The organism is Daejeonella sp. H1SJ63 (assembly GCF_029360775.1).
Taxonomy (GTDB): Bacteria; Bacteroidota; Bacteroidia; order Sphingobacteriales; family Sphingobacteriaceae; genus Daejeonella.
In genome coordinates, this window is record NZ_JARKMZ010000039.1 from 108,809 (window position 1) to 123,358 (window position 14,550).

11 protein-coding genes are annotated in these 14,550 nt (G+C 36.5%); 10 read left to right on the plus strand and 1 reads right to left on the minus strand.

Translation table 11 applies throughout. The features are described 5' to 3' along the window. Positions 1 to 147: 147 nt before the first annotated feature. From P2W72_RS14070 to P2W72_RS14115, 10 genes are all read left to right on the plus strand, one after another. Positions 148 to 1,158: a metal-dependent hydrolase gene (locus P2W72_RS14070; protein ID WP_276363769.1), complete on the plus strand. Its 1,011-nt coding sequence runs from the start codon at positions 148 to 150 to the stop codon at positions 1,156 to 1,158. Positions 1,159 to 1,249: 91 nt separating this feature from the next. Further along, entirely contained in the window at positions 1,250 to 2,017 is a 768-nt protein-coding gene (locus P2W72_RS14075; RefSeq protein ID WP_276363773.1) for an ABC transporter permease, read from the plus strand. 49 nt (positions 2,018 to 2,066) lie between these two features. Continuing rightward, positions 2,067 to 2,783 carry an ATP-binding cassette domain-containing protein gene (locus P2W72_RS14080; protein ID WP_276363775.1) on the plus strand — a complete coding sequence of 239 codons (717 nt, stop codon included), beginning with the start codon at positions 2,067 to 2,069 and terminating at the stop codon, positions 2,781 to 2,783. A gap of 8 nt (positions 2,784 to 2,791) precedes the next feature. Next, on the plus strand, positions 2,792 to 3,778 hold the full coding sequence (locus P2W72_RS14085) for an MCE family protein (protein WP_276363779.1): 987 nt from the start codon (positions 2,792 to 2,794) through the stop codon (positions 3,776 to 3,778). 58 nt (positions 3,779 to 3,836) lie between these two features. Continuing rightward, on the plus strand, positions 3,837 to 4,577 hold the full coding sequence (locus tag P2W72_RS14090; RefSeq protein WP_276363782.1) for an outer membrane lipoprotein-sorting protein: 741 nt from the start codon (positions 3,837 to 3,839) through the stop codon (positions 4,575 to 4,577). A 1-nt stretch (position 4,578) separates the two neighbouring features. After that, on the plus strand, positions 4,579 to 5,796 hold the full coding sequence (locus tag P2W72_RS14095) for an FtsX-like permease family protein (protein WP_276363785.1): 1,218 nt from the start codon (positions 4,579 to 4,581) through the stop codon (positions 5,794 to 5,796). A 6-nt stretch (positions 5,797 to 5,802) separates the two neighbouring features. After that, positions 5,803 to 7,020 carry an FtsX-like permease family protein gene (locus tag P2W72_RS14100; protein ID WP_276363788.1) on the plus strand — a complete coding sequence of 406 codons (1,218 nt, stop codon included), beginning with the start codon at positions 5,803 to 5,805 and terminating at the stop codon, positions 7,018 to 7,020. A gap of 51 nt (positions 7,021 to 7,071) precedes the next feature. Beyond that, positions 7,072 to 7,782, plus strand: coding sequence for an ABC transporter ATP-binding protein (locus P2W72_RS14105; protein ID WP_276363790.1), 711 nt, complete (start codon positions 7,072 to 7,074; stop codon positions 7,780 to 7,782). Between the two features lie 3 nt (positions 7,783 to 7,785). Beyond that, positions 7,786 to 8,940 carry a DUF1302 family protein gene (locus P2W72_RS14110; RefSeq protein WP_276363793.1) on the plus strand — a complete coding sequence of 385 codons (1,155 nt, stop codon included), beginning with the start codon at positions 7,786 to 7,788 and terminating at the stop codon, positions 8,938 to 8,940. 122 nt (positions 8,941 to 9,062) lie between these two features. Further along, positions 9,063 to 10,340, plus strand: a complete 1,278-nt coding sequence (locus tag P2W72_RS14115) for an acetyl-CoA hydrolase/transferase C-terminal domain-containing protein (protein WP_276363795.1) — start codon at positions 9,063 to 9,065, stop codon at positions 10,338 to 10,340. A gap of 217 nt (positions 10,341 to 10,557) precedes the next feature. On the opposite strand, the gene P2W72_RS14120 is transcribed toward P2W72_RS14115, so the two are convergent. After that, the gene (locus tag P2W72_RS14120) at positions 10,558 to 14,316 is read right to left on the minus strand and encodes a hybrid sensor histidine kinase/response regulator (RefSeq protein ID WP_276363798.1); all 3,759 of its coding nucleotides are present in this window, start codon (positions 14,314 to 14,316) and stop codon (positions 10,558 to 10,560) included. Positions 14,317 to 14,550: the final 234 nt, after the last annotated feature.

Below are 14,550 nucleotides of genomic sequence, written 5' to 3' on the forward strand. Positions count from 1 at the left end.
ATCAGGTTTTTTAAAGGGAAACAGAAATTCAATTCTGTTTCCCTTTTTTTATAAACAGAGTTGCATCTTAAGATATGGCGAACTATGCTTATATTTAAACAGGCTCAACACATATTTGATCTGTTTAATAATTAGTTCAGTCAGGTTATGGATTCATTAACTCATATTGCTTTAGGTGCATGTATGGGGGAAGCCTTTGCCGGTAAAAAGCTCGGGAAAAAAGCATGGCTGTGGGGTGCAATGTCTCAGAGTCTTCCTGATATTGACTTTGTAACATCTTTTTGGATGGATACAGCTGAAAATTTACTCGCCCACCGTGGCTTTACTCATTCTTTTCTTTTTTGCGTAATCGCAGCATTCATACTTGGACTTATTGCAGAGAAATGGCATAGACCTCATAATATCAGTCTTTTAAAATGGTGTATGTTTTTCGGAGCAATGATTTTCATTCATATTTTTATTGATGCCTTTAATAATTATGGAGTTGCCTGGTTTGAGCCCTTTAGTAATAAACGAATTTCCTTTAATGCTATTTATGTAGCTGATCCATTCTTTACCATCTGGCCTGTAATTGCATTTGCTGCAATTTTAATCATGAAAAGAAGGGATAACAGGAAAAGGAAATGGTATTTATCCGGACTGGGTTTAAGTACCCTGTATCTGATGTATTGCCTTGTTAATAAGGCAATTATAGAAAGAGATTTTATGACTATTCTGGCTGAACGAAAGATATCTTATTCGCGGCATTTCACAACTCCGGCACCATTGCAAAACTGGCTCTGGTATGTAGTAGCCGGTGATGATAAAGGATATTATGTTGGCTTTCGTTCATTGTTTGACAGTAATAGATCGATGGATCTAACTTATTTCCCGCGAAATGATTCATTACTTGTTCCTGTAAAGGATCATCGTGATATTCAGGATCTGATTCGTTTTTCGCAGGATTTCTATACGGTTGAACATTATGGAGATACTTTGGTATTTAATGATCTTCGTTTCGGACAAATGATCGGTTGGCATAATCCTAAAGGGAAGTTTGTTTTTCATTATTATATTCAACATCCTGACGATAATGATCTGGTGGTACAACGCGGGAGATTTGCCGGATGGAATAAGGAAACAGCATGGGCCCTGATAGACAGGATTAAAGGGAATTAAGGGTCTAAATCAATTTATAAGTGACTGAGATCAGACTTTTTGTACAGAACATAAATTAGTTTTGTATTTTAAAGCAAAATCAATAAATAATATGTCCTTAAGGTCAGACTTTACCGCATTCTTAAACGGAAATGGGGAATTATTCAGTTTCAGCCTTCGTTTTTTCAGGCATGGATTGAATCCTCCTTTTGAATTTGCTGAATTTATTAAGCAATGTTATGTTATTGGTTATAAATCTTTGCCGCTGATCGGACTGACGGCCTTTATTATGGGAATTGTGTTGACCATGCAATTAAGACCTTCGATGGCCGATTATGGTGTCGAGTCTCAATTGCCGGCAATTGTAGCTATTGCAGTGGTCAGAGAGGTTGGACCGGTAATTACTGCCTTGATATTTGCAGGTAAAATTGGCAGCAGCATTGGAGCCGAGCTTGGATCCATGAAGGTTACAGAGCAGATCGATGCTATGGAAGTCAGTGGAACCAATCCTTTTAAATATCTTGTGGTTACCAGAGTGTTGGCATGTACATTGATGCTGCCTGTACTCGTAATGCTTGGTGATGCAATATCCCTTTATGGGGCTTATCTGGGGGTTAATATTCATACAAATACCAGTTTCAATCTATTCTGGACTCAGGTTTTTGATAATCTTGTATTTGGGGATGTATTACCTGCTTTTATAAAGAGTTTCTTTTTTGGATTTGCTGTAGGAATTATAGGATGTTACAAAGGTTATAACAGCAGCAGAGGTACTGAAGGGGTAGGTTTGTCGGCTAATTCCGCTGTTGTTGTTTCTTCGGTGATGATATTTATTATTGATCTTCTAGCCGTTCAGGTTACTAATATTTTTGATTATTAAGGCTATGACTTCAGATAAACAAGTACTTAATAGTAGTTTAGATAAAGTTATGTTAATTAATAACTTATGTAAATCATTTGGTGACCGGCATATACTCATCAATTTTAATCTTGAACTTATCAGAGGTGAAAGCGTAGTAGTTTTAGGAAAATCTGGTTCTGGTAAATCTGTCCTTATCAAGTGTGTTATTGGTTTATTGAGACCCGACAAGGGCAGTATCAAAATATTTGGGAAAAACATTCCTGATCTTAATCATGATGAACTTGACCAGGTTAGAGCTAAGATTGGATTTCTTTTTCAGAGTAATGCCCTGTATGATTCAATGACTGTCAGAGAAAATCTGGAATTTCCATTAAGACGTCACTGGATCGAAGTATCACAGGAGGAAGTTGACAAAATGGTTGAAGATGCATTGGAGGATGTGGGCTTAAGGCATACGATTGATATGATGCCGGTTGAATTATCGGGTGGTATGAGAAAACGTGTTGCTCTTGCCCGGACACTTATTCTAAAGCCAGAGATCATCCTTTATGATGAGCCTACTACCGGACTTGACACTATTACCAGTAAAGAGATTATCGAACTCATGATCGAGATTCAGGAGAAGTATAATACCAGCTCTTTAATCATTTCTCACGATATGAATTGTGTTCGTATGGCAAGTGACAGGGTTGTTATGTTAATGGATGGCAGGTGTTATGCAAATGATACCTATGAAAATCTGATTAAATCAGAAGATCCGAAGATTAAAATGTTTTTTGAGTAAAACTGTTTATGGCAAAACGATTAGTAAATAATGTAAGACTTGGAGCATTTGTAATGGCCGGCTTACTGTTTTTAGTTCTGCTCCTGTACATGATAGGAAGGAACAGAAGCCTTTTTGGCTCGAATTATATACTTAAAGCAAGGTTTGAGAATGTTCAGGGTTTGGTGCCGGGTAATAATGTCAGATATTCCGGCATACAGTCTGGTACCGTGAAAACTATTGAAATTGTTAATGATACAAGCATAGAGGTTTCAATGCTGATCGATACCAAAATGGAGGATATTATAAGAAAGGATGCCATAGTATCAATTGGTTCAGACGGTCTGGTAGGCAATAAGGTTGTCAATATTATTCCGGGCGAGATTCATGATGATCTGGCAAAAGAGGGTGATGTACTGGTTTCAAAAAATCCTATTGATACCGAATCTATTTTGAAAACCTTGTCAAAAACTAATAATGATGTGGCTGAAATAGTATCAGGCTTAAAGGTTACTGTAGAACGAATTAACAACAGCACTGCACTTTGGTCAATCCTGTCTGAAGAATCCTTACCTGAAGATCTGCGTCAATCGGCTGCAAATATACGTAAAGCAACTTCAAGGGCAGGTTTGATGGCTGATGATCTGCATGTTATTGTTTCTGACCTGAAATCAGGTAAGGGATCTGCTGGAATCTTGCTTAGAGATACTTCATTTGCAAATAATCTGAATCAGGCAGTTTTAAAAATGAGGCAGCTTAGTACCAATGCTGATAAACTTAGTCTGCAGATGACTACCCTGATTTCGGGTATTCAAAATGATTTGAACTCAGGTAAGGGAGCTGCCAGCACTATTTTAAAGGATACTTCTGTTGTAAATAAACTGAATACCAGTCTGGATAATATTCAAAGGGGCACCGATGGCTTTAATCAGAATATGGAGGCATTAAAGAAGAGTTTTCTGCTGAGAGGATATTTTAAGCGTCAGGAGAAAAAGAGGGCATCATCCAACCCTTAATGCTTTTCAGAGAAAAGCAGTTGATTAATTAGGAAATGTTTAATCAATTATCAGATAAATGACTATCTATTTGTATTTCATTTTACAATTACTGGCATCTTTTACACAGGTAAATGATGCCAGGGATATTGTTAAACGTGCAAACGATAAAATGCGCGGTAATACAATGATGGCTGAAATGACCATAAAAACTATTCGTCCGGGATGGTCAAGGGAAATGCAATGTAAAACCTGGATGAAAGGCAAGGATCTGGCTATGATTCTTATCCAAAGCCCGGCAAAAGACAAGGGAATTTCTTTCCTGAAAAAGAAAAAAGAAGTATGGAACTGGCTTCCGGCTCTGGAACGTACAATCAAACTTCCTCCGTCAATGATGACTCAAAGCTGGATGGGGACAGATTTTACAAATGATGATCTTGTTAAAGAATCTTCTGTGGTAGACGATTATAATCATACCATAATAGGTGATACTATAATCAGGGAAAGAAACTGTCATATTATACAAATGATTCCTAAACCGGATGCTGCAGTTGTTTGGAGCAAAGTTATTGTATGTATTGATAAAAAAGATTACCTGGAGCTTCACAGCCGTTTTTATGATGAAGATAATGAGCTGATCAGTATAATGAATGGTTATGATATAAAAATGATGCACGACCGTTTGATACCTGTACGCTATGATATGATACCTGCGGATAAGAAAGGTTATAAAACAGAGATGATCTATCGAAACATTGTTTATAATCAGTCAATTACGGATAATCTGTTCACTATTGAGCAAATGAAAAGACTGAAATAATATGTTTCTGATCAGAATGGCATGGAAAAATATCTGGAGGAATCGTAACCGTACGATGATTACGATGGCTTCTATTTATTTTGCAGTGATCCTTTCGGTTCTGGCTGATAGTTTGCAGGATGGTGTTTTTGATAATCTGATCAAAAATATGGTTAGTTATTATACCGGCTATGTTCAGGTGCATAAAACCGGATATTGGGATGAACAGGTGCTTGATAATAGTTTTGAGTCTTCCATCCGGACAGAAGCCAAAATTATTAGCCTGAATGAAACAGGAGGGCTAACAGGACGATTGGAGTCTTTTGTTCTTGCTTCTTCAAATGATCAGACTAAAGGGAGTCTGCTTGTTGGCATCGATCCGGAAAATGAAAGTAAAGTCACCAATCTGAAAACTAAATTACACGAAGGAGATTTTATTAAGGCCGATGATCAATCAGTTTTACTGTCGGAAGGACTTGCGGAACGATTAAATCTCAGGCTTACAGACACCATTGTATTATTAGGGCAGGGTTATCATGGTGCTACAGCAGCCGGGAAATATCCGGTTAAAGGTATCTTAAAGTTCGGAACACCGGCAATGAACGACAGGACGGTGTTTATGCCTCTAAAGGCTTCCCAGGATCTGTTTCAGGCTTATGGAATGATCACTTCTTATATTTTATTGGTTAATGATACTGAACAGCTGAATACTATTTCTGCTGCTGTTAAAAAATCTCTTGGCAGTAATTATGAAGTAATGACATGGGAGGAAATGCTACCCGATATTAAACAGCATATAGAGTCTGATTCACGAAATATGAAATTTATACAGGGAATACTTTATCTGTTGATTTGCTTTGGAATTTTTGGAACTCTTTTAATGATGTTGGAAGAAAGAAAAATAGAAATGGGGATGCTGGTAGCTATCGGTATGAAAAAGATGCAACTGGCTATATTATTGTTATTAGAATCTTTATTTACCCTGCTGTCCGGGTGTATTTTCGGATTGCTGACAAGTATTCCGCTTGTTTACTATTTAAAGTTAAACCCTATTAAATTGTCGGGTGATGCAGCTGAAGCATACCAACGATTTGGTTTTGAACCTGTTTTCCCGACTTCATCAGATCCGGAAATTTTTCTTAATCAGGCTCTGGTAGTGTTAGTCATAGGACTTGTTCTTTCATTATATCCGGTTTATAAGGTAATAAGATTGGATCCGATTAAATCAATGAAAAGATAGAAGAATATGATACTATCGATAGCGTGGCGGAACATCTGGAGAAATAAAGTAAGAAGTATTACTATTATGCTATCTATAGCGCTTGGACTATTTTCAGGTCTTCTGGTACTTTCTCTTTATCAGGGAATGATGAATAGCCGTATTCGCAGCGTTATTGAATCTGAAGTCGGACATATTCAGCTGCATCATCCTAAGTTTAAAAATGATTATGAGCCTGAATTTGTAATTAAAAGAGGTGAAGATATTTTAAATCAGATTTCAAAACTTCCGGAGGTGAAATTTGTCGCCCCAAGAAGTATAAGTATGGGGATGTTAAGTACAGCAAACGGAACTGCGGGTGTTCAGATTAATGGAGTTGTACCCGGGCTTGAAAATAATATCTCACAGCTCAAATCAAAGATTCAGGAAGGTGATGATTTCGATACTCTTAAACGGAATCAGATAATGATTGGTCGAAAACTTGCAGGTAAGTTAAAGGTAAGAAGAGGTTCGAGGGTGGTATTAACTTTTACTGATCCTGCCGGCGAGATCATTGCCGGGGCATTTAAAATACGGGCCATTTATAAGAGCGAAAATACCCAGTTGGATGAAAGCTATGTTTTTATAATGAAAAATGATCTTAACAGATTACTGAATATAGACCCCGATTTTCACGAAATTGTAATACTGTTGCATCATAATGAAGATGTTAAACCTGTAAACCAAAAGCTTAAGAAAATCTTTAGTAGTCTCAGGTCGGAAACCTGGATGGAAATATCTCCTGAAACCGAACTGATGACAAAAACTGTTGATCAGTATTCTTATATAATAATGATCATAATCATGATGGCTCTTGCCTTTGGGATAATTAATACTATGCTCATGGCAATTCTGGAACGTACCAGAGAGATAGGGATGATGCTTGCTCTGGGAACTAACAGACTCAGGATATTCCTGCTTGTTTTATATGAAACTGTGATTTTGACATTGGCAGGTACTCCATTCGGGTTGTTTGCTTCATGGTTGCTTATATCTTATTTCAATAAGCAGGGGCTTGATCTTTCCTATCTTGGCTCAACAGAAATGCTGAATAACTTTGGTTTCGGTACTATGATTTATCCTGAATTTCCTAAGGAAAAGCTATCAGGAATTGTGATAATAGTTATTGGTACAGCTTTGATTTCGAGTTTATTTCCGGCATTAAAAGCTATACGCATGCAGCCGGTTGATGCTTTGAGAAAATAGTTAAAAATGAACGATAAGGAATACCTTATTCCGGACTTAATCTGAGGATAAATGGATACAGTAATTGATGCACATAATATCAGTAAGGTTTACAACCGGAATACAATACCGGTTTATGCGGTAAATAATGTCCATCTGCATTTGAACAGGGGAGAATTTACTGCCCTGGTCGGACCTTCAGGATCGGGTAAGACTACTTTATTGAATATGATTGGTGGGCTGGATAAACCGGATGAAGGAAATATTTTTATTAATGGTCAGGATATTACAGCTTTATCTGCAAATGAGCTGATAGATTTCAGATTAAGGAATATTGGTTTTGTATTTCAATCATTCAACCTGATTCCGGTACTCACAGCCAAGGAAAATGTCGAATTTATCATGCAATTGCAGAAAATGGATAAAAAAGATCGGGATGAAAGGGTATTACAGTTATTTCAGCAGATTGAAATGGTAGATAAACTGGATGAACGGCCTTCCAGATTATCGGGTGGTCAGCAGCAAAGGGTAGCTGTTGCAAGGGCACTGGCAACAAAACCTCAGTTTATTCTGGCCGATGAGCCTACTGCAAATCTTGATTCTAAATCTGCATCTAACCTCCTCGACATCATGGCCAAATTAAATAAGGAGGAAAATATTACCTTTTTATTTTCCACTCATGACCAGCGTGTAATTGACCGGGCAAGAAGAGTTATTACCCTGGTAGACGGAAGAATAATAAATGATACTGCTGCTGTATCAACCGCTCATCAGCAAGCCTGATTAATGAAAGGTCTTCTAAATATTGTTTTGCTGATCGTATTCTCCGGCAGACTTCTGGCTCAGGACTCTGCTGCTGTTGTACCGCAAATTCAGCTGAATGGTTATTTAAAGGATATGCAAACTTTAAGACTGTACAGCTTTGCCGATCGGTCTGTAACCGATAATCTGATTCATAACCGGTTAAATTTTAAGTGGATACCTCCCGGAAAGTTTAGAGCTGCAGCTGAACTCAGGAACAGAGTATTTATCAGCAAAGAATTAATTCAAACCATCGGATTTAAAGACGGATTGAAAAATAATAATGAGCTATTTGATCTGTCAATTTCCTCGGAGATCAATAAATCCATGTTCTTTCATTCAAATATCGAGCGATTGAATTTGGAATATGAGGATAAGGGTTTAAACATCAGAATAGGAAGGCAAAGAATCAACTGGGGGCAAACAACAACCTGGAATCCCAATGATATTTTCAATGCCTATAATTTTCTTGATTTTGATTATGAAGAAAGGCCTGGTGTTGATGCTGCTAAGATTTATTATTCTTTAGGAAGTACTTCAGGCCTGGAATTTGCGTATGCCGGACGTTCTGGTAATTCGGGAGATATCGTCGCGCTTAAATACACATTTAATAAGCTTAATTATGACTTTCAGTTGATAAGCGGGGTGTTTAACAGAAGAATTACTGCCGGAGCCGGATGGTCGGGTTATATTGGCGATGCAGGGTTCAAGGGTGAAATTCAATACTTTGGGGCAAAACATGCTGACCCGGCACATTTGAATATCAGCCTTGAAACTGATTACATGTTTAAGGGAGGCTGGTATTCGAATTTCGGTCTGTTGTACAATAGAAAAGGAATTTCAGGTTATATTTCAGACTGGCAATCGGTCGATCTTAATCTCTCACCAGAAAATCTGATGCCCACCAAATGGAATGCAATCCTGAGTCTTGGAAAAGAATTAAATCCGATAACTTCAGCACGAATGAGTGTGCTTTATGCACCCGGTACTAATTTGATGATTCTATATCCGACTCTGCAGTATGGAATAGCTGATAATCTTGATCTGAGTTTAATCTGGCAATCATTTTTTGCCAATATAAATCATGAGTTTAAACCTCTTAACCATCAGGGAGTTATCAGAATAAAATTAAGTTTCTGAGTTCTTAAACTCATTTTTTAAGATTACGCCTAAAGGGATCTTCTTCTTTTGAATATGTTTAAAATATTTATGGATTGATTAACTTCCGGAACTAATTAATAATAACCTTTAATCTGGTTCAAATGGGCGCCATATACATAACTGCAGAGCAGGCGGTACAAAATATAAAAAGTGGTCAGAAGGTTTTTGTACAGGGTAGTGCCGCTACTCCTTCAATACTTTTAAAAGCTTTATTCAAACGTAATACCGAATTGCGTAATGTAGAACTGATTAGTATTACTACTCTGGGGAGTGATATTTTTAAGATTGCAGACTTTGGACAAAGCTTTTTTATGAATTCGCTCTTTGTTTCTCAGAATGTCAGAGAGATTATAAATAGTGAGTCCGGGGATTATGTACCTGTTTTTTTAAGCGAGATTCCGCAGTTATTTAATAAGGGGATACTTCCATTGGATGTGGCCCTTATTCATGTTTCTCCACCTGATAAACATGGGTTTTGCTCACTTGGAACTTCCGTTGATATTACCAGATCTGCTGTTAAAAATGCAAAATATATCATTGCACAAGTAAATAATCAGATGCCAAGAAGCCATGGTGATGGTATTATCCATATTCGTGAGATCAATGCAATGGTTCATGTCAATGAACCATTGCCCGAAGTAAATTATAGCAACAGGTTAGATGAAGCTTCAAGGATAATAGGTAAATACTGTGCAGAACTGATTGAAGATGGTTCAACTTTGCAAATGGGTATCGGAGGAATTCCGGATGCAGTATTTTCCTGCCTTGGCGGTCATAAAGATTTAGGCATTCATACCGAAATGTTCTCAGATGGCCTCGTTCCTCTTGTAGAGAAAGGTGTAATTACCAATAAATTCAAGAAAAAGCATCGGGGAAAGATTGTTACGAGTTTTGCAGTCGGAACACGTAAATTATATGATTTTGTAGATGATAATCCTCAGGTTGTATTTCTTGAAATTGATTATGTAAACGATACTAAAGTTATCAGAGCCAACCCTAAGGCTGTTTCTATTAATTCTGCAATTGAAATTGATCTTACCGGACAAGTCTGTGCTGATTCAATCGGAACCTATCAATATTCGGGGGTAGGCGGACAAATTGATTTTATGAGAGGGGCCGCATTATCAGATGGGGGTAAACCAATAATAGCCTTATCTTCCACCACCTCAAAGGGCGAATCCAAAATAGTTCCATTCCTTAAAGAGGGTGCAGGAGTTGTTACTACAAGAGCCCATATGCATTACGTAGTAACTGAATATGGCGTTGCCTATCTTTTTGGAAAGAATATGAGACAAAGAGCAATGGCATTGGTTAATATTGCCCATCCGGTTCACAGGGAATGGCTTGAAAAGGAAGTGATTAAGCGATTTGGGAAATGATTTAGTTTCTTTTTTGTCAGGTTTATTTAACAAATATCCCGGTTAATTAATCATTGAATTATTCATGTTCCAATCTTTATCTCATCTTAGTAAATAGTCTTAATAGGTTTAATGTTATCAGTCAAAATGATATAAAATTTCAATTGGGATATCAGTCAGGATCTTAAACAGGACTTAATTTTATCTTTAAGCTGATTCATAAATGGGATGGGATCTTTTATTGAGCAACGCTCAGTATGAAATTATCATAAATTTCCTGCAGCTTCGATACCAGATGCTTAATATCAATTGGCTTTGTTAAAAAGCTATTTGCACCGGCATTCAAACAGCTTTCTTTATCTTCATTTGATGAATTGGCAGTTAAAATAATAATATAAGGCTTTTGTCCATAGATCTTTCTTACCAGTCTGGTTGCTTCTAATCCATCAATATTGGGCATTTGCATATCCATAAGTATCAGATCAAAACTGTTTGTTTTTAGCAGATCTAATGCTTCTTGCCCATCATTTGCTAATTGAGGGGCATAGCCAAGTTTTTGCAAAATGAGGATGATTAATTTTTGATTCATCAGGTTATCCTCAGCTATAAGTATTCTTAGGGGATGATTCAGCGCAAAATCCTGTTTCATATTAAGTTTTGTTTCTGAATGATCAGGATTGTTCAAATTTGATGTAGATATTGACTTTATGTTTTTTGAGGCAACTTTACAATGAATTGTAAAAGAAACACAGGTTCCAACGCCTTTACTGCTCTGAATTTCTATGCTGCCATTCATCATTTTTACCAGTCTTTCACAAATGACCAAACCTAAACCTGTACCGCCAAATTTTCTGCTGATGGATGAATCCAGTTGATGAAAGGCTTTAAACAGATTGGCATGCTGATCTTCTGCTATTCCTATTCCTGTATCTTTAACTTCAAATAATAATTCCTGACCCAAATCAGAGCTGTTTTTCAGTTTGACTTCAACAAGGATTTCTCCCTTTTCAGTAAACTTTACAGCATTCCCGACAAGATTTATGAGGATTTGTTTCAGACGAAGACTGTCGCAATATAATTCCTGGGAGACTAAATAGCCGATATTGTATCTCAGTGTTACACCACTTCGTTTAATTTTGGGTTCAAATACCCTGAATACATCTTCAATCAGTTTATTTAAAGTAAAATCGTGATCATTGAGATCAAATTTTCCGGATTCTATTTTTGAAAAGTCGAGCACATCATTGATAACATTCAGCAGAGATTCACCGCTTTCTATAATAGATTGTGTATAATTATTCTGGAGTTTATTAAGTCGTGTTGCTGACAGGAGAGAGGCCATACCCAGCACACCATTCATTGGAGTTCTGATCTCATGACTAATGGTCGCAAGAAACGTACTTTTAGCGCGGTTTGCTTTTTCTGCTTCCATTTTTAAATTTTCAGCAAGTAATCTGGCTTGCTGTTCCTGATGTTTTTGCTTCTTTAAAATATTAGTTTGTTTTTGAAGCTCAAAGTTTAGATTTTGTACATTGATTGATTGTTTGGTGATTTCAGAGGTCCTTTCAGCAACCAGTTTCTCCAGTTCTGATTTCTGTATACTGATATTATGCATCATATACCTGAAGTACAGGTATATGAATATAATTATGACCAATATAATTATAGATCTGAACCACCAGGTCATCCAGTATGGAGGTTCAATAATTACCTTCAGACTTATTCCTTCGTTATTCCAGATATTATTTTCATTTGCTGCCTTAACCCTGAAAATATAGGTTCCCGGATCAAGATTAGTATAGGTAGCTTTTCTATCTGTACCTACAAAATTCCATTGCTCATCAAAACCTTCCAGTTTATAAGCATAGCTGTTATTTTCTGAAATAGTATAATCCAGAGCGGCATATGATATGGTGAAAACTGATTGGGAATACTTTAAACTAATCTCTTTGGCAATCAGCAGACTTTCCTTTAAAGGAGAATCTGCTGAACCAACTTTTACTTTCTTATTTAATACTTCGAGGGTGGTAAATGCAATTGGAGGTTTATTGTAGTTGAATTTTATATTCCCGGGATTGATAATATTAAATCCATTGATTCCTCCAAGAGCTATTTCTCCATTTTTTAGTTTGATACCTGAAGCAAGATTAAACTCCAGGCTTTTGATACCATTGTAGTATGAAAAGTTCTTGAATATTTCCTTAAAAGGATCTATTCGCACTATTCCTTTGTTTGTGCTTAGCCAGATTGCACCTTGTTTATCTTCTGTTATGTAATTTATAGTGTTGTTTATCAGTTTGTTATCTTCGTTATATACAGTAAAATTTTTGGTTTTTAAATTGTACTTATTTAATCCTCTCTCCATTGTCCCGATCCAAATATTACCAGATCTGTCTTCATAAATTACACTAACTACATTGCTGCTTAGCTTGCTGTTGGCGGTATTTAACCTGGAGAAAGTTTGTTTTACAGGGTCGTAAATACTGATTCCGTTTGAATATCCGGCAATCCAGATATTTCCACGACTATCTTCAAATATGGATTGAATACTATTATCCGAAATACTTTCAGGCTTATTTTTACTATGAAGGTATTTACGGAAAATTCCATTTTTTGGGTTAAGTACATTTACACCGCCACCATCAGTACCTATCCATATATTCCCGTTCCGGTCTTCGATGAGGGAGTAGATATGATTAGTGTTTAAATTTTCAGGGTTGTTTCCCGCTCTGTAATGTTTAAACTTTCCTCTTTTCAGATCAAGAAAATCAAGACCATTAGACGAAGTACCAACCCATACTCCGGTGTTTTGCCCGTTAACAAGTACAGAGCTTGTATAATTACTTGCCAGACTGCCCTGATCGGACGATACGTGTTTATAGGTTTTATATTTCTCAGTTGAGCGGTCAAAGTATTCAAGACCGGCATCTGTAGCCAGGTAAAGATTTCCCTTATTATCTTCTGATATACCTCTTATAATATTTGTTGCTGAAGGAGTTTTTGTTGCAGAGTATTTATATGCCGGGAAATAGGTTAGGTTACGATCATATTTTATGACACTCTGACTGGATGTTCCAATCCACAAAATTCCGCTTTTATCTTCTTCAAGGCTATAAACCCCATCATTTGGGCTTAGGTCTTCAACAATTGAATTATCGCTTACGGCTATAATCTTTTTGGTGTTGATATCGAATTGCTGAAGAGAGGTATTGGTACCTACCCATAATTTATCATTTTGCGATTTTGCAAGAGCATATACAGGATTTATACTCAATGATGAATTTTTATCCGGTTCAACAGCATAATATGTAAATGATCGACTTTCTTTATTAACAAGATTTAAACCTTTGCTTGTTCCTGTCCAGATTTGCTTTTTATTGTCTTCAATTATGGTAAAAGCATAATTCTTGTCATTATTCTTCTCTTTTTTGCAGGTAAATCTGAGCCATTTATTAGTTTTTCGATTCAGAAGGTTCAAGCCTTTGTCTGTACCTACCCATATATTATGATTACTGTCTTCATAAATAGAAATAATTTTTGAACTGATCAGGCTGGTTGAATCTGCCGGATCATGAAAGTGTTTTATGAATATTTTAGTTTTTTCATCGTAAATATTCAGTCCTCTGGAAGTCCCGATCCATATTAAACCTGCATGATCAATCAGTACCTTATTAATTTTGTTATTACTTAATGAGTTTTTATCCTTTGAGTCATGACTGAAATTCTTAAATTTTTTATCTGACCTTTGGTATTTGCTCAAACCAGCTGTTCTGGTTCCCAACCACAGGTTTCCATCTTTGTCTTCCGCAATTGTTTGTATATGATTTGACGGTAGCGTACCCTTTGTGCTTTCTGAATGTTTAAAAATTTCAAACTTAAAACCATCATACTTATTCAACCCATCCTGTGTTGCAAACCAAATAAATCCGAATTTGTCTTTATGAATATCAAGTATAGAATTTTGCGAAATATCATTGGAACTGCTGATGCTGTTCAAATTCAGTGATAGTTTTTGGGAATTGGCATTGAAAACTGAAAAAACAGTGATCAAAAGATATAGATGTAAGCCTTTTATATTCATCAGCATGCTCATCATGCAAAACCTGTGCCTTGCCTGATGTCTGATTCCTATTTATTTACGATTTATTATTCTAACTTATTTTTAATATCCTATCGCTACTATTAAATTTATTTCTTTGATAATAAGATTAATCAGATTGGTTTTCCGGTT

Bases quoted from the DNA above. Each gene is read 5' to 3' on its own strand.
- P2W72_RS14110 (WP_276363793.1), top strand. From the start codon at position 7,786: ATGAAAGGTCTTCTAAATATTGTTTTGCTGATCGTATTCTCCGGCAGA.
- P2W72_RS14085 (WP_276363779.1), top strand. From the start codon at position 2,792: ATGGCAAAACGATTAGTAAATAATGTAAGACTTGGAGCATTTGTAATG.
- P2W72_RS14115 (WP_276363795.1), top strand. From the start codon at position 9,063: ATGGGCGCCATATACATAACTGCAGAGCAGGCGGTACAAAATATAAAA.
- P2W72_RS14100 (WP_276363788.1), top strand. From the start codon at position 5,803: ATGATACTATCGATAGCGTGGCGGAACATCTGGAGAAATAAAGTAAGA.
- P2W72_RS14075 (WP_276363773.1), top strand. From the start codon at position 1,250: ATGTCCTTAAGGTCAGACTTTACCGCATTCTTAAACGGAAATGGGGAA.
- P2W72_RS14090 (WP_276363782.1), top strand. From the start codon at position 3,837: ATGACTATCTATTTGTATTTCATTTTACAATTACTGGCATCTTTTACA.
- P2W72_RS14080 (WP_276363775.1), top strand. From the start codon at position 2,067: ATGTTAATTAATAACTTATGTAAATCATTTGGTGACCGGCATATACTC.
- P2W72_RS14070 (WP_276363769.1), top strand. From the start codon at position 148: ATGGATTCATTAACTCATATTGCTTTAGGTGCATGTATGGGGGAAGCC.
- P2W72_RS14105 (WP_276363790.1), top strand. From the start codon at position 7,072: ATGGATACAGTAATTGATGCACATAATATCAGTAAGGTTTACAACCGG.
- P2W72_RS14095 (WP_276363785.1), top strand. From the start codon at position 4,579: ATGTTTCTGATCAGAATGGCATGGAAAAATATCTGGAGGAATCGTAAC.